At 72.4% G+C, this 23,276-nt stretch carries 12 protein-coding genes; 9 read left to right on the plus strand and 3 right to left on the minus strand.

Annotation, left to right across the window (positions count from 1 at the left end; all coding sequences use genetic code 11):
• The first annotated feature begins 9 nt into the window (after positions 1 to 9).
• A complete protein-coding gene (locus tag H0H10_RS36310) occupies positions 10 to 2,409 on the plus strand; it encodes a beta-glucosidase family protein (protein ID WP_188185454.1) in 2,400 nt (799 codons plus the stop codon).
• A gap of 57 nt (positions 2,410 to 2,466) precedes the next feature.
• Here the strand turns inward: H0H10_RS36310 and H0H10_RS36315 are convergent, their stop codons facing one another.
• Entirely contained in the window at positions 2,467 to 3,789 is a 1,323-nt protein-coding gene (locus tag H0H10_RS36315) for an ROK family protein (RefSeq protein ID WP_188185455.1), read from the minus strand.
• A 188-nt stretch (positions 3,790 to 3,977) separates the two neighbouring features.
• Between H0H10_RS36315 and H0H10_RS36320 the strand changes: the two genes are divergently transcribed.
• The 5 genes from H0H10_RS36320 (at position 3,978) to H0H10_RS36340 (ending at position 9,197) form a co-directional block, all read left to right on the plus strand.
• Positions 3,978 to 5,294 (plus strand): ABC transporter substrate-binding protein, encoded by a 1,317-nt coding sequence (locus tag H0H10_RS36320; RefSeq protein WP_188185456.1) that lies wholly within the window; start codon positions 3,978 to 3,980, stop codon positions 5,292 to 5,294.
• Positions 5,295 to 5,308: 14 nt separating this feature from the next.
• Entirely contained in the window at positions 5,309 to 6,304 is a 996-nt protein-coding gene (locus H0H10_RS36325; RefSeq protein ID WP_188185457.1) for a carbohydrate ABC transporter permease, read from the plus strand.
• A 28-nt stretch (positions 6,305 to 6,332) separates the two neighbouring features.
• Entirely contained in the window at positions 6,333 to 7,172 is an 840-nt protein-coding gene (locus H0H10_RS36330) for a carbohydrate ABC transporter permease (protein WP_188185626.1), read from the plus strand.
• Positions 7,173 to 7,227: 55 nt separating this feature from the next.
• Positions 7,228 to 8,583: a GH1 family beta-glucosidase gene (locus tag H0H10_RS36335; protein ID WP_188185458.1), complete on the plus strand. Its 1,356-nt coding sequence runs from the start codon at positions 7,228 to 7,230 to the stop codon at positions 8,581 to 8,583.
• A gap of 206 nt (positions 8,584 to 8,789) precedes the next feature.
• Entirely contained in the window at positions 8,790 to 9,197 is a 408-nt protein-coding gene (locus H0H10_RS36340) for an STAS domain-containing protein (RefSeq protein WP_188185459.1), read from the plus strand.
• A 105-nt stretch (positions 9,198 to 9,302) separates the two neighbouring features.
• On the opposite strand, the gene H0H10_RS36345 is transcribed toward H0H10_RS36340, so the two are convergent.
• Entirely contained in the window at positions 9,303 to 12,356 is a 3,054-nt protein-coding gene (locus H0H10_RS36345; RefSeq protein WP_223180961.1) for a glycosyl hydrolase, read from the minus strand.
• Between the two features lie 356 nt (positions 12,357 to 12,712).
• Here H0H10_RS36345 and H0H10_RS36350 point away from each other — a divergent pair, with 356 nt between their 5' ends.
• From H0H10_RS36350 to H0H10_RS36360, 3 genes are all read left to right on the plus strand, one after another.
• Complete coding sequence (locus tag H0H10_RS36350) at positions 12,713 to 15,307, plus strand: glycoside hydrolase family 127 protein (protein WP_223180962.1); 2,595 nt, start codon at positions 12,713 to 12,715, stop codon at positions 15,305 to 15,307.
• A 102-nt stretch (positions 15,308 to 15,409) separates the two neighbouring features.
• Positions 15,410 to 18,820, plus strand: a complete 3,411-nt coding sequence (locus tag H0H10_RS36355) for a glycosylhydrolase-like jelly roll fold domain-containing protein (protein ID WP_188185460.1) — start codon at positions 15,410 to 15,412, stop codon at positions 18,818 to 18,820.
• A 42-nt stretch (positions 18,821 to 18,862) separates the two neighbouring features.
• Complete coding sequence (locus H0H10_RS36360; protein ID WP_188185461.1) at positions 18,863 to 22,129, plus strand: family 78 glycoside hydrolase catalytic domain; 3,267 nt, start codon at positions 18,863 to 18,865, stop codon at positions 22,127 to 22,129.
• A 70-nt stretch (positions 22,130 to 22,199) separates the two neighbouring features.
• Here the strand turns inward: H0H10_RS36360 and H0H10_RS36365 are convergent, their stop codons facing one another.
• Positions 22,200 to 23,228: a LacI family DNA-binding transcriptional regulator gene (locus H0H10_RS36365; protein ID WP_188185462.1), complete on the minus strand. Its 1,029-nt coding sequence runs from the start codon at positions 23,226 to 23,228 to the stop codon at positions 22,200 to 22,202.
• Between the last annotated feature and the right edge of the window lie 48 nt (positions 23,229 to 23,276).

The following is a 23,276-nucleotide window of genomic DNA, read 5'->3' on the forward strand; positions in this document are numbered from 1 at the left end:
AGAGCGGGAATGGACGACGAGACACTCGACCGGCTCATCGGCAAGCTGAGTCTCGAACAGAAGGTGCGCCTGCTCACCGGCGCGACGACCTGGCGCACCGCCGGTGAAGCCGCGATCGGACTGCGGGAGATGGTGACCTCGGACGGACCCGCCGGGGTCCGCGGGGAGGCCTGGGACGAGCGGCGCTCCTCGGCCCTGCTGCCCTCCGCCTCCGCCCTGGGAGCGATGTGGGACGAGGACCTGGTGGAGGAGCTCGGCGGCCTGCTGGCCACGGAGGCCGCGCGCAAGGGTGTCGACGTGGTCCTCGCTCCCACGCTCAACCTCCACCGCAGCCCGCTGGGCGGCCGGCACTTCGAGTGCTTCTCCGAGGACCCGGAGCTGACCGGCCGTACCGGCGCCGCACTGATCCGGGGCGTCCAGGGCCTCGGAGTGGCCGCCACGGCCAAGCACTACGTCGCCAACGACTCCGAGACCGACCGGCTCACCGTCGACGTGCGGGTGTCCGAACGGGCCCTGCGGGAGGTGTACCTCGCCCCCTTCGAGGCGGCCGTCGAGGCCGGGGTGTGGCTCGTCATGGCGGGCTACAACTCCGTCAACGGTGCGACCATGACGGCGAGCCCGCTGCTGGCGGACCCCCTCAAGGGGGAGTGGGGCTTCGACGGCGTCGTCGTGTCCGACTGGGCGGCCACGCGGTCCACCGAGGCGACCGGCCGCGCCGCGCTCGACCTGGCGATGCCGGGACCGGAGAGCCCCTGGGGCGCGGCGCTGGTCCGCGCGGTGCGGGACGGCACGGTCGACGAGAAGGCCGTCGACGACAAGGTGCGGCGGGTGCTCCGGCTCGCCGGGCGGGTGGGAGCGCTGGAACCGCACCGTCCACGCCGCGTGCCGGTGCGGCCGGCACGCCGGACCCGTGCGCTGCTGCGCCGCGCGGCCCGCGCCGGATCGGTCCTGCTGCGCAACACCGGCGTGCTGCCGCTGGACCCCGGCGGGCTGTCCACCGTCGCGGTGATCGGTGTGCACGCCGCGTACCCGCGCACGCAGGGCGGGGGCAGTGCGGGTGTCTTCTGCTCCGACGTGGTCACTCCGCTCGCCGGTGTCCGGGCCCGGCTGCGTGGCCGTGCCCGGGTGGTGCACGTGCCCGGCCCCTCCCTCGGGGTACCGCCGCCTCCGGTGGACACCGGCCGGTGCAGCGATCCAAGGTCGGGCGCGCCCGGCGTGCTCCTGCGCGTTCTGGACGACGCCGGGCGGGAGCTGCGCGCGGAGCACCGTCTCTCGGGCCGGCAGCTGGAGCCGGATCTGCCGCCGGGGGCGCACACGGTGGAGATCAGCGCGGTGCTGCGGCCGGAGCCGACGGGGGAGTGGACGTTCGGCGTCGGCGGCTTCGGACGCATGACACTCACCGTCGACGAACACCTCCTCCTGCAAGGAGACTTCCCCCGGGAGACGGACGATCCGGCCGTCGTCCACGTGAACCCGCCCGTGCACACGGCGCGGATGCCCCTGCCCTCGAAGCGGCCCGTGCGCGTGGTGGCGCGGCGCGAACTGGTGCCCGGCGGCGGGCGTGCCACCGTGCTCGCCGCGGCCCCGCCGGAGCCCGACCCGGCCGCCGCGCTGGACGCCGCGGTGCGGGCCGCGCGGAACGCGGACGCCGCGATCGTGGTCGTCGGCACCACCGAGCACGGTGAGACCGAGGGACGCGACCGCGCCGGACTGTCGCTCGGCGGGCACCAGGACGAACTCGTCCGGGCGGTGGCCGCCGCGAACCCGCGCACCGTCGCCGTCGTCAACAGCGGGGGTCCCGTCGACATGCCCTGGCGGGAGGACGTGGGCGCCCTGCTGCTCACCTGGTTCCCGGGACAGGAAGCCGGCGGGGCACTGGCCGACGTCCTGTTCGGCCTCGCCGAGCCGGCCGGCCGGCTCCCCACGACCTGGGCGGCGTCCCTGACGGACGCGCCCGTCACCCGCACCCGGCCGGTGGACGGCGGACTCGACTACCGAGCGGGCATCCACATCGGCCACCGGGCGTGGCTGCGGGCCGGACGGGAGCCCGCCTGGGAGTACGAGGCCGTGGACGCGCCCGCGGACGTCACCGCGGGGGACCCGTTCACCGTACGGGTGAGGGTGCGCAACACCGGCGGCCGGCACGGGCGCGAGGTCGTACAGGTGTACCTGTCGCGGCCGGGGTCGGCGGTGGAGCGGCCGGTGCGCTGGTTCGCCGGCTACGCGGCCGTGACGGCCGGGCCGGGCCGGACGGCGACGGCCGAGGCGGAGATCCCGCCCCGTGCCCTGCGGCACTGGTCGCGGGAGGCGGGCGGCTGGTCCACGGAGACCGGGACTTTCCGGCTCTGGGTGGGGAGGTCCGCAGGAGACCTGCGGTGGGAGGGGACGGTCACGGTCACCGGCCCCTGAGGCGCCGGGCTCCGCCCCGCGGCCGCGCCCGCCCTCCCGGCCACAGGCCGGCGCCGGTCAGTGGGCCGAGCGCTCGCGCAGGCTCGCCCGCCACGCCGGGTCGGGCTCCTCCGCCTCGGTCTCCTCCTGACGGCCGCCGCGGGCGAAGAAGTCGGCGAGGGGCAGGATCGCCGCCCCGACGGTGACGGCGTCCGGTCCCAGCGTGCCGAGGTCGATGCGCACGCGGGCGGCCGGGTAGCGCATGGAGTACGACATCGCGTAGGCCGTGACCGAGTCCAGGAAGCGCCGGCCGAGCTGCAGCCCCGCCCAGCCGCCGACCAGGATGCGTTCGGGCTGGAAGAGGTTGATCAGGTCGGAGAACCCCGCGCCGAGGTACTCGGCGGTCTCCTCCAGGACGGCCAGGGCCGTCGCGTCGGGTTCCGCGGCGGCCCCCGTAGCGTCCGGGGCCGGGTAGGCGGCGGCGAGCATCGCGGTGAGCGCGGTCTCCTCGGACACCCCCGAGGGCGGGCGCCCCCCGGCCTCCGCCCAGCGCTCCAGGAGCGCCTCCGCGCCCGCGTACGCCTCCAGGCAGCCCTGGGCGCCGCAGCGGCACCGGCGCCCCCGTACCCGTACCGTCAGATGTCCCCACTCCACGGCCCGGCCGGGCCCCATGTCGTCGGCGACCACGCAGGCGCCCACGCCGGAACCGAAGAGCACCACCACCGCGTTCTGCGCGCCCCGGCCCGAGCCGAACCACATCTCCGCCTGGCCGAGGGTCCTGGCGCCGTTGTCGATGTAGTACGGCACGGACTCGGGCACGAGCCGGGCCTCGCGCAGCAGCCGCTCCAGGGGAACGGAGTCCCAGCCGATCGTCTGGCCGTGCACGACGGCGCCGTCCTCGGGCGTCCTCGCGACGATGCCCGGCACCCCGATGCCCACGCCGAGCAGCCGCTGGGCCGCGATCCCGGCCCGGTCCAGGACCTCGGGGATGCCCTCGCGCAGATGGCCGACGACGACGCCGACGTCGTAGCGGTCGGTGCGGCGCCCGCCTCCGGTCTCCAGCGGCCTCTCGACGCGGGCGAGTTCGGTGAGGGCCAGGTCGAACAGCTCGATCCGGACGCGGGTCTCGCCGATGTCGACGCCGATCATGTACTTGCTGTGCGCCCTGATGCGCAGCAGCCGTCGCGGGCGTCCGCCGGCCGAGTCGACACTGCCGGCCTCCTCCACCAGGCCCTCGGTGACCAGTTCGGCCACCACGTTGCTCACGGAGCCGGAACTCAGCCCGGTGGCGGGACCGAGTGAGAAGCGGCTCAGCGGCCCGTCGAAATACAACCGTTGCAATACCGCGGTGCGGTTCTCCCGCCGCAGGTCACGCACCGTACGGCCGTTGCGCACTCTCACCCTGCCCCCTCGTCCTGAAGTCCTGCTTGCAACCTACATGGGACGGAGCCCTTGACGCGACCTTCGCTTGAGGTTTAACTCACATCCTAAATTAAGCCGTGGGGGGATTCGGGGGCGGCACGCGGGCACTGCTGCGGCCTCGGCTCCCGCGAGCGACACCCACCACTTTCCGGAAGGCCTCTGGAGTCATGCGCAGAATCAGAGCCGCGGCCGTCGGCGCCGTCACCGTCTCGCTCGTCCTCACCGCGGCGGCCTGCGGCGGCGGGTCCTCCGGCACGGAGGGGTCCAACGAGCAGCCGAAGACGCTCACGTACTGGGCCTCCAACCAGGGCGCGAACCTGGAGGTGGACAAGAAGGTCCTCCAGCCGGAACTCGACAAGTTCGAGAAGGAGACCGGCATCAAGGTGAAGCTGGAGGTGGTGCCCTGGAGCGATCTCCTCAACCGCATCCTCACCGCCACCACCTCCGGCCAGGGCCCCGACGTCCTCAACATCGGCAACACCTGGAGCGCCTCGCTCCAGTCCAGCGGCGCCCTGCTGCCCTGGGACGCGAAGAACTTCGAGGCGATCGGCGGCAAGGACCGCTTCGTGGAGTCCGCGCTCGGTTCCACCGGCGCCAAGGGCCAGGACCCGGCCGCCGTACCGCTGTACTCGATGGCCTACGCGCTCTACTACAACAAGAAGATGTTCGCCGAGGCCGGCATCGACAAGCCGCCGGCCACCTGGGCGGAGCTGGCCGAAACCGGCAAGAAGCTCTCCAAGGACGGCAAGTGGGGGCTCGGCGCCGAGGGCTCGAACCTCTCCAACAACATCCACCAGGTCTTCGTCCTCGGCAAACAGCACGGCGCGGACTTCTTCACCCCCGACGGCAAGGCGGACTTCACGTCCGACGGGGCCGTGGCGGCGGTGAAGCAGTACGTCGACCTCATGGCCAAGGACAAGATCATCGCGCCCGGGAACGCCGAGTACGCGCAGAACCAGTCCCTGAGCGACTTCGCCAAGGACAAGACGGCCATGGTGCTGTGGCAGACCGCCTCCGCCACCTTCAAGGCGCAGGGCATGAAGGACGACGAGTGGGGCGTCGCCCCCGCCCCGGTGCAGTCCGGCGAGCCCGGGCAGGGCAAGGCCGCCAACTCGATGGTCGCCGGCATCAACATGGCCGTCTTCAAGAACACCAAGAACATCGACGGCGCGAAGAAGTTCGTCAAGTTCATGACCAGCGACGAGGAACAGGTCATCCTGAACAAGGCCTACGGCTCCATCCCGCCGGTCAAGGCCGCCCAGCAGGACCCGGCCTTCGACACCCCGGCGCTCGCCGTGCTCAAGGACACCCTCGTCACCAGCGCCACCGCGCTGCCGCAGGTCCCCGAGGAGTCCCAGTTCGAGACCGTCTTCGGCACCGCGGTCAAGGAACTCTTCGCCGACGCCGCCGCCGGCCGGCCGGTGACCACCGACTCGGTGCGGGCCCGGCTCGAAAAGGCCCAGCAGCAGATGCCCAGGAAGTGAGCACGGACACCGCCATGACCACCACCGCTGCCCTCGACACAGGCGAGCGGACGGCACGCGAGAAGGTCCCCGGGGCGGCGCCGCGCAGGCGCCGCTCCGGGCGGCTGCGCCGCGTCGGCCTGCCGTACCTGCTGCTGTTGCCCGCGCTGCTGCTCGAACTGCTGGTCCACCTCGTGCCGATGGTGATCGGCATCGTCGTCAGCTTCAAGGAGCTGACCCAGTTCTACATCCGCGACTGGGGCACCGCGCCCTGGGCCGGCCTCGACAACTACACACTGTCGGTCGACTTCGACGCCCCGGTGGGCGAGGCGCTGCTGAAGTCCTTCTTCACCACCTGCCTGTTCACCGTGCTCTCGGTCGCCCTGTGCTGGCTGCTCGGCGCCGCCGCCGCGATCTTCCTCCAGGAGTCCTTCCGCGGCCGGGGCCTGCTGCGCACGATCTTCCTCGTCCCGTACGCGCTGCCCGTCTACGCCGCCGTCATCACCTGGGCGTTCATGTTCCAGCGGGACAACGGGCTGGTGAACCACGTCCTGCACGACCAGCTCGGGCTCACCGGCAGCCCGCCGTTCTGGCTGATCGGCGACAACAGCTTCGTCGCGCTGCTGGTCGTCTCCGTGTGGAAGGGCTGGCCGTTCGCCTTCCTCATCATCATGGCCGGACTGCAGAACATCCCGAAGGACGTCTACGAGGCCGCCGCCCTCGACGGCGCGGGCGTCTGGCAGCAGATCCGCCGCATCACCCTGCCGGCCCTGCGACCCGTCAACCAGGTCCTCGTCCTGGTGCTGTTCCTGTGGACGTTCAACGACTTCAACACCCCCTTCGTCCTGTTCGGCAAGGCCGCGCCGGAGGCCGCGGACCTGATCTCCATCCACATCTACCAGTCCTCGTTCCAGACCTGGAACTTCGGGACGGGCTCGGCGATGTCGGTCCTGCTCCTGCTGTTCCTGCTCGTGGTCACGGGCGTCTACCTCCTGCTCACCTCCCGAGGAAGGAAGGCCGTCGATGCCTAGCCCCTCCGGCCGGCAGCCGCGCTCCCCGATGGCCGCCCCGCGGTCCTTCCTGTGGAGCCGCCGGGTCTTCCTGACCCTCCTCACCGTCTTCGTGCTGCTGCCGGTGTACGTGATGATCTCCAGCTCGCTGAAGCCGCTGGAGGACGTGTCCGGCAAGTTCGCGTGGTTCCCCTCGGGCCTCACCGTCCGCCCGTACTTCGACATCTGGGAAACGGTCCCGCTGGCGGACTACTTCATGAACTCGCTGATCGTGGCGGGAGCGGCGACCGTCTGCTCCGTCACCATCGCCGTGTTCGCCGCCTACGCGGTCAGCCGCTACTCCTTCCGCGGCAAGCGCGTCTTCACGGTGACCGTGCTCTCGACCCAGATGTTCCCCGGCATCCTCTTCCTGCTGCCGCTGTTCCTCATCTACGTCAACATCGGCAACGCCACCGGCATCGCGCTCTTCGGCTCCCGCGGCGGCCTGATCCTCACCTACCTCACCTTCTCGCTGCCCTTCTCCATCTGGATGCTGATCGGCTACTTCGACTCCGTGCCCCGGGACCTCGACGAGGCGGCCAAGGTGGACGGTTGTGGACCACTCGGCGCTCTGTTCCGGGTCATCGTGCCCGCGGCGATCCCCGGCATCGTCGCCGTCGCCGTCTACGCGTTCATGACCGCCTGGGGCGAGGTGCTCTTCGCCTCCGTCATGACCAACGACACCACCCGCACCCTCGCCGTCGGCCTCCAGGGCTACTCCACCCAGAACGACGTGTACTGGAACCAGGTCATGGCTGCCTCCCTCGTCGTCAGCCTGCCCGTCGTCGCCGGCTTCCTCCTCCTCCAGCGCTACCTCGTCACCGGCCTCACCGCCGGCGCCGTCAAGTAGCCGCCGGGGGGACTCCCGCCTTCCTCCCGCCCCGACCAACCCAGAGAGGCCCTCTGTGTCCGAATCGCTCGACCTGGCCGCCTTCCCCGCCGACTTCACCTGGGGCACGGCCACCTCCGCCTACCAGATCGAAGGCGCCGTCGCCGAGGACGGCCGGTCGCCGTCGATCTGGGACACCTTCTCCCACACCCCTGGCAAGACCGACAACGGCGACCACGGCGACGTGGCCTGCGACCACTACCACCGGTGGCCGGAGGACATCGCCCTGATGAAGCGGCTCGGCACCGACACCTACCGCATGTCCGTGGCCTGGCCCCGCGTCCTTCCCGGCGGCGACGGCCCGGTCAACCAGGCCGGGCTGGACTTCTACGACCGGCTCGTCGACGCCCTCCTCGACGCCGGCATCACCCCGAACGTCACGCTCTACCACTGGGACCTTCCCCAGACGCTGCAGGACCGCGGCGGCTGGACCGTGCGCGACACCGCCGAACACCTCGCCGCGTACGCCTCCGTCGTGGCCGGCCGGCTCGGCGACCGGGTGACCCAGTGGGCCACCCTCAACGAACCCCTGTGCTCCGGCTGGATCGGTCACCTCGAAGGCCGGATGGCACCGGGCCTGACCGACCTGACCGCCGCCGTGCGGGCCTCGTACCACCTTCTGCTGGCCCACGGCCTGAGCGCGCAGGCCGTCCGGGCCGCGGCCCCGGGCGCACGGGTCGGCCTCGTCACCAACCACTCCACCGTCGACGCCGCCTCCACCCGCCCGGAGGACATCGCGGCCGCCACCCGCATGGACGGCCACACCAACCGCTGGTGGCTGGACCCCGTCTACGGCCGCGGCTTCCCCGCCGACATGCGGGAACTGTACGGAGTGGACCTGCCCGAGCGCCCGGGCGACCTGGAGACGATCGCCGCGCCCCTCGACTGGCACGGCCTCAACTACTACTTCCCGGCGACCGTGACCGACGACCCCGAGGGTCCCGTGCCGTACGCCCGCGAGGTCCGCCTGCCGGACGTGCCTCGCACCGGCATGGACTGGCAGATCGACGCCGGCGGCCTGGAGGCGCTGCTGCTGAGGCTGACCGACGAGTACGGCGTGCGACAGCTGTACGTCACCGAGAACGGCTCCGCCTTCCCCGACACCGTCGCCCCCGACGGCGGGGTCCACGACCCCGACCGGGCCCGCTACCTGGAGGAGCACGTCAGCGCCTGCGCCCGGGCGGTCCGCAAGGGCGTGCCGCTGGCCGGCTACTACGCCTGGTCGCTGCTCGACAACTTCGAGTGGGCCTACGGCTACGACAAGCGCTTCGGCCTCGTCCACGTCGACTACGCGACGCAGACCCGGACGGTGAAGACGAGCGGTCTCCGCTACGCGGACATCATCCGCGCGCACCGCCGGCTTTACGCCTGACCCGCGGCGTCGGGCGCGGGGTGGGGCCCCTCCGGCCGGGGACGAGCGCCCGGCCGGAGGGGCCCCACCGCTCGTGGGACCGCCGTCCGCTTGCAGGATCGTTGCGTCCGGCATGTAGTGGATAAGAAGCCTGGGGCAGCCCAGCGCCCGCCGCTCCCGGGCCGGGAACGAAGCCCGTCGGGCGCCCAGGCGGAGAGGAGCGGGCCATGCGGACCAGCATCATCCAGGAGGACCGTCTGGGCCTCATCCACTATCCGGCGAACGGCTGGACCGTCGTCGAGGTGACCGGGGACGTGGACGCCCACACCGCCCCCAGAATCCGCGAAGCGGTCATCGCGCTCCTCAACGAGGGCCACCGCCACTTCGTGCTGGACCTGTGTCCGGCACCCTTCCTGGACTCCATGGGGCTCGGCATGATCGTGGCGATCACCAAACGCATCCGTGACCGCGAGGGTTCCCTGCGTCTGACGTGTGTCAACGACAAGATCCTCAAGATCTTCGGGATCTGCGACCTGCGCAGGATCTACGCGTTCCACGACTCGGTGGACCAGGCGACACGGCGCGCCCCGCAGCGCGGCGGCCTGGCTCGGTGGCCCCGTCCCCTGCTCACCTGAGCCGACCCCGGGTGACCTGCGGCCCTTCCCGGTGACTCGGCATCCGGTCACGCCCCGCAGGGCGCCGCTCCCTCGCCCGGCGGGCGAGGGAACAGCGCGGAGCGGTCAGACCCCGACGACCGCCCTGCCGTACGGAACGAGACGCACCGGGCCGACGAGCCCGTAGTCCTGGCGCTTGGCGGCCCCGAACACCGGTGCGTTGACGACCCGCAGCCGGTTGAGCAGCGAGGTGGCCACCTCCACCTCGATGATGTTGGTGCCGCGGCGCAGGTGGGGGCCGATGTCGACGACGGGCGTGAGCTGGTCCGCGGGCGGCAGAGCACGCCCGTTGACCGTGACCCGGTAGGTGTCGTAGACCTCGCCCAGCTCCAGCAGGGCGCCGTGACCGCCGGTCCAGGCCGCGCCCAGTTCCACCGTGGTGCGGTACCGGCCCACGCCCGACGCGTCGGCCAGCTCCGGGATCTGGGACCAGGGCCTGAGCCCGTCCAGCTCGACGGTGCGCCGGTTCCGGGCGGTGCTCGACGCGGTGGCGCCCGGTGTCCAGTCCTCGGCGGTCAGGGTCCAGCGGGTGAGCGCGATCGGCTCGGCGACCTTCGCGATGGTCGCGCGGACGGTGGCGCCGCCCTGGAGGGTGGTGGTGTAGGTGCCCGGTCGCGTGTCGCGGACCTCCAGCCGGCCGCCCTCGGCCCGCCGGACCTGCGACGCCTGGCTGGACGTGGCGTTCCAGCGGGGTGCGGGGCCGGGGACCCACTTGCCGGGACGGGCCGTCGCGATGATCGTCGTGGCCCCGGGCGCCAGCGCGACGGGCAGCCGGATGCGCCCGTCGTCGAGCCGCGTGTAGGTGGTGAGCGGTTCGATCGTGCCGGTCCAGGCGTCCAGCACGTAGGGGACCACGTCCGGCCTGCGCATGGTGAGGGTGACGTCGTGGCTGATCGGCGTGCCGGTCGACCCCTTCTTGCTGACCGCGTCGTTGGCGAAGAAGTAGTAGTCGGCCTCCCCGTCGGCCCGGTGGGCGTGCAGCAGCATCGAGGACTGCGCGTACTCGACGTCGCGCCTCAGGCCCAGGGCGGCGATGCCCTGCGGGACGTCGGGGCGGTCGGGGACGTTGAACACGCCGGGCTGCGCCAGCAGTTCGGCGATCAGCTCCAGCAGGCGCTCGTTGTCGCCCGTCCTCGGCAGTCCGGGCACGTGCCCGTCCTTCCAGTCACCGATGACGATGATCGGCAGGCCCTGCCGGGCGTAGCCGACGAGCTTCTCGGCGACGTCCAGTTGCAGCGTGTGCTCACGCCCGATCATGACGTCCCCGTCGACCAGGAGCGCCTTGAACGCCGGGCCGTCCGGCGCGAACCGGCCGTCGCGCACGACGGCGCCGGGCAGGGTGAGCAGACGCGGGCTGAGGAAGAGGTGGGTCCAGCCGACCGGTACGCCCTCGCCGCTGAACCAGGACGCGCCGAGCCCGGAGCCGGCGTAGCCCTTCTGCCACAGCACGCCGATGTCGGCCTTGTTGACACCGGTCTGCAGTACCTGCTGAATACGGCTCAGGTACCCGGCGATCTCGGGCACATGACGCCAGGTCGGCTGGCGCGGGCCCCAGGCCTCGCCGTAGCCGGCGCCGCCGTTGTAGGGGGAGAAGGCGGCGAAGCCGGGCCATGCCGCACCCGGGGCGTCGGCGTACGCGAAGCCGTGGAAGACGGCCTGGTTCACGCCGGCGGCGTACTGGGTGACGAGTTTCTTGAGGGTGGCGTCCCAGGTGGTCGCGTAGGCGCCGCCCGCGGTGCCGCCCGCCTCGTTGGACAGCACCAGCTTGCCGCCCATGTCCCGGCCGCCGGCCAGGCAGCGGAAGTCGTCGAGGTTCTTGAACCCGAGCGATTCGCCCTCCGGGGCGTCCAGGAGCGCCGCCTTGTACATCGCGTCGGTCTGCAGGCCGTACGGCTGGACGCGGAGTTGCAGGCCGAGGCCGTGCGCCCACCTCTGCACCGGGAGCAGGTGGTTCTCGACGTACAGGTCCGTGACGACTTCCATGTAGTCACGGCGGACGGCCTTGTTGGTGGCGTCGTCGAACGCGAACGCGTACTTCTCCTTCGTCTGGAGGAGCGCGGGCAGGTACGGCAGCAGCGAGTAGCCCGTGCGGCGCTCGAACTCGGCCATGATGCCGGGCGTCCACAAGGTCGCGTGCGTCTCGATCTCGATGGAGTCCTCGAACAGCGCGCCCCCGGTCTCGCGCAGCAGCCTGCGCATGCGCGGCGTGAGGATCCGGCTCTCCCAGAAGTCGATGACGGCGCGCGTGCCGGCCTCGCTGAAGTGGTCGACGACGTAGCTGAGCGGGCTGGTGTGCGCCGGGCCCTCGGGGCGCTGGCCGGAGCCGCGTTCGTAGCAGGCGATGAGGAGCCAGGTCCCGTCGTCCGGCGCGGTCCACTCCAGCCCGTCGTCCGAGACGCGGGAGGCGAGATCGACGACCGAGTCATTCTCCAGGCGGGCGGGGAAGGCGGTCGGCGAGGTCCCGGCGACGATGCGGGCGGCCTGCACGGACCGCACCTTCCGGGTGGTCACCCCGGAGCCGGGAGCGGACACGGGTTCGGGCAGCGGGCCCGTGAACGCCGTGCCGCCGGGCACGACGGCGACGCCGTGCGCCAGTTCCTTGATCGCGGCGTTGCTGTCGGGCGTGATGCCGGGGACGGCGGCGGGCCAGGCCGGACCGATGGTGAGGTCCACGACGATGCCGCGCTTCTTCGCCTGGTGGAGGGCCGTCTCGACCGCGCCGACCCAGGCGGGGGTGCCCCACCCGTGACGGGACGGGTCGATCGGCTCGGAGACGCTGTGGGTGACCGCCGCGATCTCCACGCCCCCGAAACCGGCGGCGGCGATCTCGTCGATCTCCCGCCTGATCTCCTCCGTGTCGACCAGCGCGTCCGGCCACCACCATCGGAACTTGGGGCGTACCGGTGCCGCGGGGGAGGCGAAGGAACGGGCGAACGCGCCGCCGGGCCGGCCGGCCGTGGCGCCCGCCGCCGTCACCGGCGCTTCCGCCGCCGAGGCGACGGAGGCGGTGGCCGCCGGCAGCGCCGCCGCGGCACCGGCCGCCGCTGTCATCTTGAGCAGGGCCCGCCGCCGCAGGCTGCTGTGCTCGAAGGTGTCGTCCTGCTCAGGTGTGTGTCTCATCGCGCCTCGTTTTAACGTTTTAATGGCCTGCGCTGGAACATACGCAGCCCGCTGTGCGGCCGCAAGGGTTCGGTGCGGGTGGATCGCCCGAGTGCCCGCGCATGCCGTGGAAAGGGCCTGTCAGCAGCAAGTACCGTGCGAATCCGGCGTGATGACGCGAAGGTACGGACCGGGGCGGGGCTGTCGGAACCCTTGACTCGCCCATAGGGTCCGCCTACTTTGCGGTGCGGCTGACAAAAACGTTTCAACGCGCGCTGTGCAGACGGCTGCACCCCAGGGGCACGGCGTTTCGCCGTACCCGTGCACGCATCGGCCCGTCACCGAGTGGTTCATCCCAGCCCGAAGGAGCCCGGCTCTTGTCCGTGCCATCCCATGCGCCCAGCCCCACCCGCCGCCACGTCCTGGCCGTGACCGCCGCAGCGGCCGCCGCCACCGCGGTGCCCGCGACGGCCGCCGGGGCGTCCGCCGCCGTCCCCGGCACCGGTCCGTCGGCCGGGGCCGGCACCGGATCGGCCGTGGAAGCCGTCCGGCCGGCATTGCGGCCGCTTCCGCTGTCCGCGGTCCGCCTCCTGGAGAGCCCCTTCCTCGCCAACATGCGGCGCACCTGCGCCTATCTGCTGTTCGTCGACCCGGAACGGCTGCTGCACACCTTCCGGCTCAACGTCGGACTGCCCTCGGCCGCTCAGCCCTGCGGGGGCTGGGAGGCCCCGGACGTCCTGCTTCGCGGCCACAGCACCGGCCATCTGCTGTCCGCGCTCGCCCAGGCGCACGCCAACACGGGCGACGACGCCTACGCCGAGAGGGCGCGGCACCTGGTGGCCGCGCTCGCCGAGTGCCAGGCGCACGCGCCGGCCGCCGGATACCGCCCGGGCTACCTCTCGGCCTTCCCGGAGGAGGTCTTCGACCAGCTCGAAGCCGGGGGCAAGCCCTGGGCGCCGTACTACACGCTGCACAAGATCATGGCGGGCCTGCTCGACCAGTACCGGCTCAGCGGCAACGAGCAGGCCATGACGGTGCTGCAGGCCATGTCCGCCTGGGTGGACTCCCGAACGGCACCCCTGACCCACGACCGCATGCAGGCCCTGCTCAGGGTCGAGTTCGGCGGCATGAACGAGGTGCTGACGAACCTGTACCTCGTAACCGGCGACCCCGCGCACCTGCGCATCGCGCGGCGCTTCGACCACGAGGAGCTCTACGCGCCCCTGGCCGCCGGCCGTGACGAACTCGCGGGGCGGCACGCCAACACCGAGATCCCCAAGATCGTCGGTGCGGTGCGCAGTTACCGCGCCACGGGGGAGCGGCGCTACCTGGACATCGCGACCCACTTCTGGGAAACGGTGGTCCGCCACCACTCGTACGCCATCGGCGGCAACTCCAACCAGGAGTTCTTCGGCCCGCCCGGCGAGATCGTCAGCAGACTCTCCGAGGACACCTGCGAGAACTGCAACAGCTACAACATGCTCAAGCTCGGCCGGCAGCTCTTCCTGCACGACCCCACGACCGCCGCGTACATGGACCACTACGAGTGGACCCTCTACAACCAGATGCTCGGCGAGCAGGACCCCGACTCCGAGCACGGCTTCGTCACCTACTACACGGGCCTGTGGGCGGGTTCGCGGCGGCAGCCCAAGGGCGGGCTCGGCGCCGCGCCGGGCAGCTACAGCAGCGACTACGACAACTTCTCCTGCGACCACGGCACCGGCATGGAGACGCACACCAAGTTCGCCGACAGCATCTACTTCCGCTCCGCCGGACCGGACGCCGAGGCCCTGTACGTGAACCTGTTCATCCCCTCCGAGGTGACCTGGCAGGAGGCGGGAGTGACACTGCGTCAGGACACCGGTCACCCGGAGACCGACCGCACCCGGCTCACCGTGACCGCCGGCGACGCCCGCTTCGCGCTGAAGATCCGCATCCCCAACTGGCTCGCCGCCGGTGGCGCCCGGGCCACGGTGCGGCTGAACGGCCGTGCGACCGGGACGCCCGCCCGCCCGGGCCGGTACCTCACGATCGAGCGCCGCTGGCGCCGCGGCGACACGGTGGAACTGGTCCTGCCCCGAGAACCGGTCTGGCAGCCGGCCCCGGACAACCCGCAGGTGCGGTCGCTCTCCTACGGTCCCGTCGTGCTCGCCGGCGCCTACGGGTCGACCGGACTCGCGACCATCCCCGCCATCCGGCCCGCGTCCCTGCGGCCGGTGGCGGGCGTCCCGCTGGAGTTCACCGCCGAGGCCGACGGCCGGGAGGTACCGCTGCGGCCCTTCTACAAGGTCCACCACCAGAACTACAACGTCTACTGGGCCGTCACCCCCCGCCCGGACCGCGAACGCGACATCGCCCGCTACCCGCTCGACGAGGGCAGCGGCACCACGGCGGCCGACCGCACCGGCACCTTCCCCGGCGCCACGCTGACCGGCGGCGCGACCTGGACCACGGACGGCACGCGGACCGCGGTGCTCCTGGACGGCGTGGACGGTCACGTCACGCTTCCCCAGGGGCTGCCCGCCGGACTGACCGAACTGACCGTCGCCGTGCGCGTCCGCATCGACTCGCTCGCCAACTCCGCGCGCGTCTTCGACCTCGGATACCACAAGAGCACCTATCTGTACCTCACGCCCCGCACCGGCTCCGGCAAGGCACGTGCCGCGCTGAAGATCTCCGGCATGGAGGGCGAGGACGTGATCGACGCCGCCGGGCCCCTGCCGCAGGGCCGGTGGATCCATGTCGCCCTCACCCTGGAGGACGGCACCGGGGTGCTGTACGTCGACGGAGCCGAGGTGGGCCGCAACGCCGCCATGGTCACCAGCCCGCTGCTGCTCGGCGCCAGCACACGCAACTACCTGGGCCGTTCGCAGAACTCCACGCACCCGTACCTGCACGGCGCCGTCGCCGACTTCCGGCTGCACAACCGCGCCCTGACCGCCACCGAGGTGGCCCGGCTCGCCGCCGGCTGACGACGCCCGTCCCGCACCGGTCACCGCACACACCCACGTCCCTGCCCGGTGCCCGCGCGTCCCGGGCACCCGCCCGCCCCCACCCGAACGATGGAGTTCCCGTTGCCCGAATCCGACCTGACCAGACGCCGGTTCGTGACGGCCGCCGGAGCGGCCGGAGCCGCCTTCGCCGTCGGCCTGCCCAACGCCGGCGTCGCCACCGCGGACGCCGCCCGGCCGGCGTCCGCCGGGGCCGCCCGCACGTCCGGCTACACCCCCGAGCACTTCGCCGACCCGCGCCGCGACAGCCGGCCGACGGTCTACTGGTACTGGAACGGCCCCGTGACCCCGGAACTGGTCGAGACCCAGATGGCCGACCTCCGCTCCAAGGGCATGTTCGAGGTCGTCCTCTTCCCCTTCGACAACGCCGAGATGCGGCCGGTGTTCTTCAGCGAGGAGTGGTTCGGCATCGTCGGCCACGTCCTGAGCGTCGCCGAGCGCACCGGCATGCGGGTCTGGCTGTTCAACGACGACCACTTCCCGAGCGGCCGGGCCGGCGAGTACATCGTCAAGGGCGGCACCGTCGGCTCCCGCACCTACGAACCCCGGCCCGACCTGCGGCTCAAGGCGCTGTGGCGGTCCACGACCGTCGTCGAGGGGCCCGCCTCGGCCGATCTCACCGCGACCACCGGAGTGGGCGTCGACACCGGCCGTCTGGTGGCCGACGCCGACGTCCTCGGCGGCGCGGCGGTCCTGAGCCGGGGCGCGGGGTGGACCGACTGCACCGTCACCGGCAGCGCCAAGGCCGAGCACGGCGCGGCCGGGCTCGTGGTCCGCGCCTCGGCGTCCGGAACCGACGGCTACGCCGTGGAGTTCGACCAGACCGGCGTCGTCACCGTCCTGCGCCTGACCGCCGGCTCGGCACCGGCGGAGCTCGCCCGCAGCAGCCGTACCGACGGATTCAACCGGACGAAGTTCCACACGCTCACCGTCACCGTCCGCGGCGACCGCATCGGCGTCACCCTCGACGGCAAGGACAAGGGCACCGTCACCGACCCACGTCACACCACGGGCAGCGTGGGCGTGCGGGCGGTCGACGGGCAGCGCGCCCTGTGGGAGAGCCTGACCGTCACCGCCGCCGACGGCACCACGCTGTACGAGCAGACCTTCGACGACCCCGCCGCGGCAGGCGACTTCCCGGCCCGCCCGCGTCCCGCGGGCACCGCGGGGCCCGTCGCCGCCGCCGCGCGTCCCGTCGGCGCCACCGGCACGGACCGCGTCGTGGAGCTGACCGCGGACCTGCGGGCCGGACGGCCCTGGCAGGTCCCCGCCGGACGCTGGCAGATCGACGTCTTCGGCGGCAGCCCGCTGATCGACGACAGCCAGGGCTACAGCCGCAGCTACGTCGACCTGCTCGACGACGAACCCGTCGACCTGTTCCTCGACATGGTGCCGGGCGAGTACCACCGCCGCTTCGGCCGGTACTTCGGCACCGTCATACCGGGGTTCTGGGACGACGAGCCCTACTTCGCCTCCGCCGAGGCGCACTTCAAGCGCCTGCCCTGGTCGCCGGCGCTCCAGGACGCGCTGCGCGCCGTCGGCGTCGAACCGGGCACCGCCTACGCCTCGGCCTTCGACGACCTCGGCCGCGACGGCCGTATCGCCCGCGGGCGGTACTGGCAGGCCGTCTCCGACCGTTTCGCGGTGTACTTCGAGAAGCAGTCCCGCTGGTACGAGCAGCGGGACGTCGCCCTCGTCACCAACCCCCTGTACGACGAGACCTCACCGTCCAAGCGCATCGCCTCCACCGGCGACCTGCACAAGGTCCACCAGTGGGCGCAGGTGCCCGGCGGCGACATCATCACCGCCGAGTACGTGGCCGGCGAACCCACGATGATCCCGCGCAACCCGGTGAGCGTCGCCCACCAGATGGGCCGCGAACGCGCCCTGCTGGAGGCCTTCGGCAACATGGGCTGGCAGATCGCCCCCGACTTCGCCCGCGCCCTCGTGGGTGCCAACGCCGCCCGGGGCATCAACCTCACCGTGCTGCACGCGCTGTGGACCGACGAGACCCGGGTGTTCTTCCCGCCGCCGTTCGGCCCGCGCGCCCCCTGGTGGTGGGCCATGGAGCCGCTCGCCGACTGGATCGGCCGCGTCATGGAGGTCGCGCGCGGCACGTCCGCCGCACGCACCGCGCTCATCCAGCCGCAGCGGGCGGCCGAGCAGTGGCGCGGCACCGACCGGCAGGGCGCCGTCGACAGCGCACTGAGCGACGCCGCCCACGCCCTGGAGAGCGCCCAGGTCGACTTCGACCTCGTCCACGAGGGAGCGCTCAGCGGCGACCGCGGGCTGCTGGCCCGCGCCACCGCCCGCGGCGGCCGGCTCACCGTCGGCGAGGCCCGCTACGACCTGGCCGTCCTGCCCCTGACCCCGACGCTCGACGCCGCCGCCGTGAAGACGCTCACGGACTTCGTGCGCGGCGGCGGCACCGTCGTCGCCGTCGGCGACCTGCCCGGGGACGAGGCGAACGGCGGCGAGCGTGCCCTGGAACGGTCGCTGTCCGGCCTGTTCGGCGACAAGGTGCCCGGCAGCCGCCGCACCGGCGCCGGGACGGCCGTACGCGTCGCCGACGTGTCCGGACTGCGCGAGGCCGCGCACGCGGCCGGTGTCGCCGCAGCCGTCCTCGAACCGGCCGCCGACGCCGTCCGCGTCCTGCGCACCACCCGCGGCAAGGACATCGCGTTCCTCGTCAACAACGAGAGCGGACAGGCCGTCGAGACGGTCGCCGCACTGCCCGCCACGGGCGTCCCGGAGCTCTGGGACCCCGCGACCGGCACCGCACGGCCCGCCCCCGTGTACCGCCACGACCGGGGAAGGGACGGACTGCGGGTACCGCTGAGCCTGCGCCCCTACGAGACCCTGGCCGTCGTCGTGCGCTCCGCCACCCGGCCGGGCGCGCACCTCACCGACGCGGCGCTGCCCGTCGAGGACGTCACCCTCCGAGCGAACACCCTGCACGTCACCGCCGTCGCCGACGCGCCCGGCCGCTACCCGCTCAAGGGCACCGACGACCGGCACACCTACCGGGGCACCGCCGAGGTCACCGACCCGCTGCACGCCGTCGACCTGGGCGGCGACTGGACACTGACCCTGGACCGGGACGGCGCCACACCCGTGACCCGCCCCCTCGGCAGCTGGACCGACCTCGACCCGGCGTTCTCCGGCAGCGGCACCTACACCACCACCGTCGACCTCGACCGGGACACCCTCGACGGGCGGGGCTTCCGCCTCGACCTGGGCACCGTCCGCGAGGTCGCCGCCGTGACCGTCAACGGCACCGAACTGCCGCCGCTGCTGTGGACCCCGTACACCACCGACGTCACCGACGTCCTGCGGCCCGGACGCAACACGATCGCCGTCCGCGTCTCCAACACCCTCTCCAACGAACGCAGGAAGCCGCTGCCCTCGGGCCTGCTCGGCCCCGTCGCCCTGCGGCCGTACCGCCGCGTCACGGCCGTACTGAACCGTGTCTGACCCGGCAGCGCCGTCCCGCCCCGCACCCGCAAGGAGCACCACATGAGCAGAGCGCTCACCCGTCGCGCCCACCGGCGCCCCGCACTCCTCGTCGCCTCCGGCCTCACCGCACTGGTCACCGTGCTGCCCACCGCCGTCCACGCCGACGCCGCTCCCCCCGCCCGCATCGCGCCCGCCGGGCTGCGCACCCAGCACCTCGCGCAGGCCCTCGGCATCGACGACACCACGCCCTACCTGAGCTGGAACATCACCAGCCGCGCCAGAGGCGTCGTGCAGTCCGCCTACCGCGTGCAGGCGGCCGGCTCGCTCAGCAGGCTCAAGCAGGGCAGACCCGACCTGTGGGACTCGGGCAAGGTCCGCTCCGGCGTCCCGCAGACCACCTACGCCGGCAAGGAACTCGGCTCCCGCAGCCGCGTGTACTGGCGGGTCATGCTCTGGTCCGGCGACACCGGCCGGGGCTCCACGTGGAGCGAGCCCTCCGTGTTCGAGACCGGCCTGACACAGCAGAAGGACTGGGACGCCGACTGGATCACCCACCCGGACTGGCGGCTCAGCGAGCGCACCGTCGAACCCGTCGTCGTGGACCTGCCGCGCACCACGGCACGGTACGTCCGCCTCGACGTCACCAAGCTCGGACTGCCGCTCGCCGACGACTTCCCCGCCGAGTCCTGGCGCCTCCAGCTCGGCGAGATCGACCTGCGCGACTCCCGGACCGGGACCACCGGCCTCGCCAAGGGCGCCGCCGTGACCGCGTCGGAGACCGGCACGGTCCGCAAGACCTGGGAGCCGGCCCTCGCCGTCGACGGCCTGCCCAACAGCGCCCTGCAGACGGCCGCCGGATACTCCAGCGGGCCGCACACCGGCCCCGACGTCTCCGACGCCCCGATCGTCCTCACCCTCGACCTCAAGTCCGCCAAGACGTTCGACCGGATCGCCCTCTACCCGCGCGCCGACGTCCTCACCGACGACGGCCGGGTACCGAACTTCCCCGTCGACTACACCGTCTCCACCGGCGACGCGCCCGACGGCCCGTTCACCCGGGCGGCCGAGGTCACCGGGCAGGAGCCGCCCAGGCCGTACCTCCCCGCCGCGCTCCCGCTGCTCGCCAAGGACTTCACCCTGCCGAAGAGCGTGCGCAGTGCCCGGCTGTACGTGTCCGGCCTCGGCATCCACGACGCGAGCATCAACGGCGAGCCGGTCGGTGACGCCGTCCTCGAACCCGCCAACACCGACTACGCCGAGCGCGTCCAGTACGCCACCTACGACGTGACCGACCGGCTGCGCTCCGGCCGCAACACCATCGGCATCGAACTGGGCAACGGCATGTCGAACGTCGTCAGCACCGCCGACCGTTACCGCAAGCTGTACGGCAACCTGAGCGACCCGAAGGCCGTCGCCCAGCTGGAGATCACCCTCGCCGACGGCACCGTACGCCGTGTCGGCACCGGCGGCGACTGGCGCACCACCCTCGGCGCGACCACCTCCTCGAACTGGTACGGAGGCGAGGACTACGACGCGCGCCGCGAGATCCGGAACTGGAACAAGCCGGGCCAGGACCGCGGTTCGTGGAAGGCGGCGGCAACCGTGTCCGGCCCGGGCACGGCCCAGAACCCCGCCGTCCTCAGCGCCCGCGAGACGGAACCCGTCCGCGTCATCGAGACGCTCCGGGGCAAGGAGGTCGAGGACGCGGCCGACGGCAGCCGGATCTTCGACCTCGGCCGCAACATCGCAGGCTGGCCGGAGATCACCGTCACGGCCCCGGCCGGCACCGACATCCGCATCCTGCCGGCGGAGAGCCTGAAGGACGGCCACGCCTTCCAGTCCATCAGCAACGTCGGCGGCCCGCTGTGGGACACCTACACCACCCGCGGCGACGGCTCGGAGACCTGGCACCCGAAGTTCAGCTACCACGGCTTCCGCTACCTGGAGCTGAAGGGACTGCCCGAGGGCGCGGCCGTCACCGTGCGCGGCAAGGTCCTGCACACCGACAACGCCTCCTCCGGTGACTTCACCAGCTCGAACCAGCTCATCAACGGCATCCACTCGATCATCCGCAGGGCGGTCGAGGGCAACATGATGAGCGTCCTCACGGACTGCCCGAGCCGGGAGAAGCTCGGCTGGCTGGAGCAGAACCAGCTGCTCTTCCCCGTGCTGACCGGCAACTACGACATGGAGGCGTACTTCCGCAAGCTCGTGCGCGACATGTCCGACGCCCAGACCGGGGACGGGTTGATCCCGAGCACCGTCCCCGAGTACACGAACCTTCCGGGCGGCTACCGCAACGACGCCAACTGGGGCGGCGCCTTCGTCCTCGTGCCCTGGCAGCTCTACACCACCTACGGCGACCGGGACACGCTCACCACGTACTACCCGCAGATGAAGCGGTACGTGACCTTCCTGGAGCAGAAGGTCCAGGACGGCATCCTCGACTACGGCCTCGGTGACTGGTTCACCCCCGACCGGACGTTCCCGCGGGCCGTGGCCGGCACCTACGGCTACTGGCGGGTCGTCGACGCCATGAGCCGGATCGCCGGGGTCCTCGGCGACGAGGACGGCGCGGCCTCCTACCGGGCCAAGGCCGACGCCGGCGCGAAGGCCCTCACCGCGAAGTACTACGACCGGCAGACCGGAACCTTCGGAGGCGGCGGCCACGGCGCCGAGGCGCTCGCCCTGGACATGGGAGCCGTCCCGGACGGGGAACGCGAGCGCCTGCTCGGCCACTTCGTCGACAGCGTCGAGCAGGCCGGCCACCATCTGGTCCTGGGCGAGATCTCGCTCCCGGCCGCCTTCCGCGTGCTCTCCGAGGCCGGCCGTGACGACGTGATCCACGAGATCGCCACCCAGACGACCAGCCCGAGCTACGGCTACCAGGTCCTGAACGGCAACACCACGCTCGGCGAATCCTGGGACGGCGGCCCCGGCCAGTCGCAGAACCACTTCATGCTCGGCGCCATCGACTCCTGGTTCACCGACCGCGTCGCCGGCATCGAACAGGCCCCCGGTTCCATCGGCTACCGCAAGCTCCTCATCGATCCGGCCGTGGTCGGCGACCTGACCTCCGCGTCGGGCTCATACCGGACGCCGTACGGCACCGTGAGCACCGACTGGAAGCGCGAGGGCGACCGTTACGAGCTGCGTCTGACGGTGCCCGCGGGCAGCACGGCGGAGGTGCGCGTGCCGTTCACCTCGGGCCACGTCACCGCCCCGCACGGAGCCAAGCTGCTGCGGACCGACGAGGGCGAGGCCGTCTACGAGGTCGGCTCGGGCGACTGGACGTTCACGTCGCTGTACGCGGCCGGCGCCTCCTGAACCACCGACGGCGGTGGCGTCCTGCGACGCCACCGCCGTCCGTCATGCCCGCAGCGGGGTGCTCCGGGCGTCAGCGCGTGGGCAGGCTCGAACCGCGCACGACCAGCTCGGGCTGGAGGACCACGTGCTGGTGCCGGTGCCCGTCCGCCTGGTCCCCGGTCTCCTGGAGCAGCAGGTCGGCCGCCATCGAGCCCATGGCCCGGGCCGGCTGACGGACCGAGGTCAGCGGGACGGTCGCCGCGGCGGCGAACTCGATGTCGTCGTACCCGACGATGGCCATGTCGTCCGGGACCTTGACCCCGGCCGTGTACATGAACTGGAGCACCCCGAGGGCCAGCAGGTCATTGGCGCAGAACACCGCGGTGGGCCGTTCCGCCAGCCCCAGCAGCCGGGCGCCCGCGTCACGTCCGGCGGCCACGTCGAGGCGCTCGGTGGGGATCTCCTGCAGCGCGGCTGGGGGCAGGCCGGCCTGGGCGACGGCGTCCAGGGCCCCGGTCCGGCGGTCCTGCACCTGCCGCAGGTGGGGCGGCCCGCTGACGTAGGCGATGGAGCGGTGTCCGGCGCCGGTGAGATGACGGATCGCCATGGCGCCGCCGGCGACGTCGTCGACCGAGACCGAGCAGCCCTCCTCGTCCCCCGCCACCCGGTCCACGAGCACATAGGGGATGCCGTGCCGACGGAAGTCGGCCAGGCTCCGCCCGCTGGGGTCGGCGGGTGTGACCAGCACCCCGCGGACCCGCTGCTCGGCGAAGAGGTCGAGGTACTCGGCCTCCTTCCGCGCGCTCTGCGCACTGTTGCACAGCGTGACGGCGAGCCCCGCGTCCCGGGCCGTGCGCTCCGCTCCCTGGGCCAGGTCGACGAAGAACGGATTGCCCATGTCCAGGACGAGCAGCGCCATGACACGGCTGCGGCCCGCCCGCAGCTGGCGGGCGGACTCGCTGCGCACGTACCCCAGTCGCGCGATCACCTGCTCCACATGACGTCGCGTCCGCTGCGAGACACGGCCGGGCCGGTTGAGCACATTGGACACCGTGCCCACGGAAACCCCTGCCTCCCGTGCCACGTCCTTGATGCCGACCGTCGGCGTGGAGTGCGACATGTCTGTTGTCTCCTGCTGTCCTTGTCCCCGCCTGCAACCGGTCCGGGG

The sequence above is a fragment of the Streptomyces griseicoloratus genome (assembly GCF_014534645.1).
Lineage (GTDB): Bacteria > Actinomycetota > Actinomycetes > Streptomycetales > Streptomycetaceae > Streptomyces > Streptomyces griseicoloratus.

Coding starts and splice junctions, on each gene's coding strand:
- H0H10_RS36325 (WP_188185457.1), top strand. CDS start 5,309: ATGACCACCACCGCTGCCCTCGACACAGGCGAGCGGACGGCACGCGAG.
- H0H10_RS36330 (WP_188185626.1), top strand. CDS start 6,333: ATGGCCGCCCCGCGGTCCTTCCTGTGGAGCCGCCGGGTCTTCCTGACC.
- H0H10_RS36360 (WP_188185461.1), top strand. CDS start 18,863: ATGAGCAGAGCGCTCACCCGTCGCGCCCACCGGCGCCCCGCACTCCTC.
- H0H10_RS36345 (WP_223180961.1), bottom strand. CDS start 12,356: ATGAGACACACACCTGAGCAGGACGACACCTTCGAGCACAGCAGCCTG.
- H0H10_RS36340 (WP_188185459.1), top strand. CDS start 8,790: ATGCGGACCAGCATCATCCAGGAGGACCGTCTGGGCCTCATCCACTAT.
- H0H10_RS36320 (WP_188185456.1), top strand. CDS start 3,978: ATGCGCAGAATCAGAGCCGCGGCCGTCGGCGCCGTCACCGTCTCGCTC.
- H0H10_RS36365 (WP_188185462.1), bottom strand. CDS start 23,228: ATGTCGCACTCCACGCCGACGGTCGGCATCAAGGACGTGGCACGGGAG.
- H0H10_RS36310 (WP_188185454.1), top strand. CDS start 10: ATGGACGACGAGACACTCGACCGGCTCATCGGCAAGCTGAGTCTCGAA.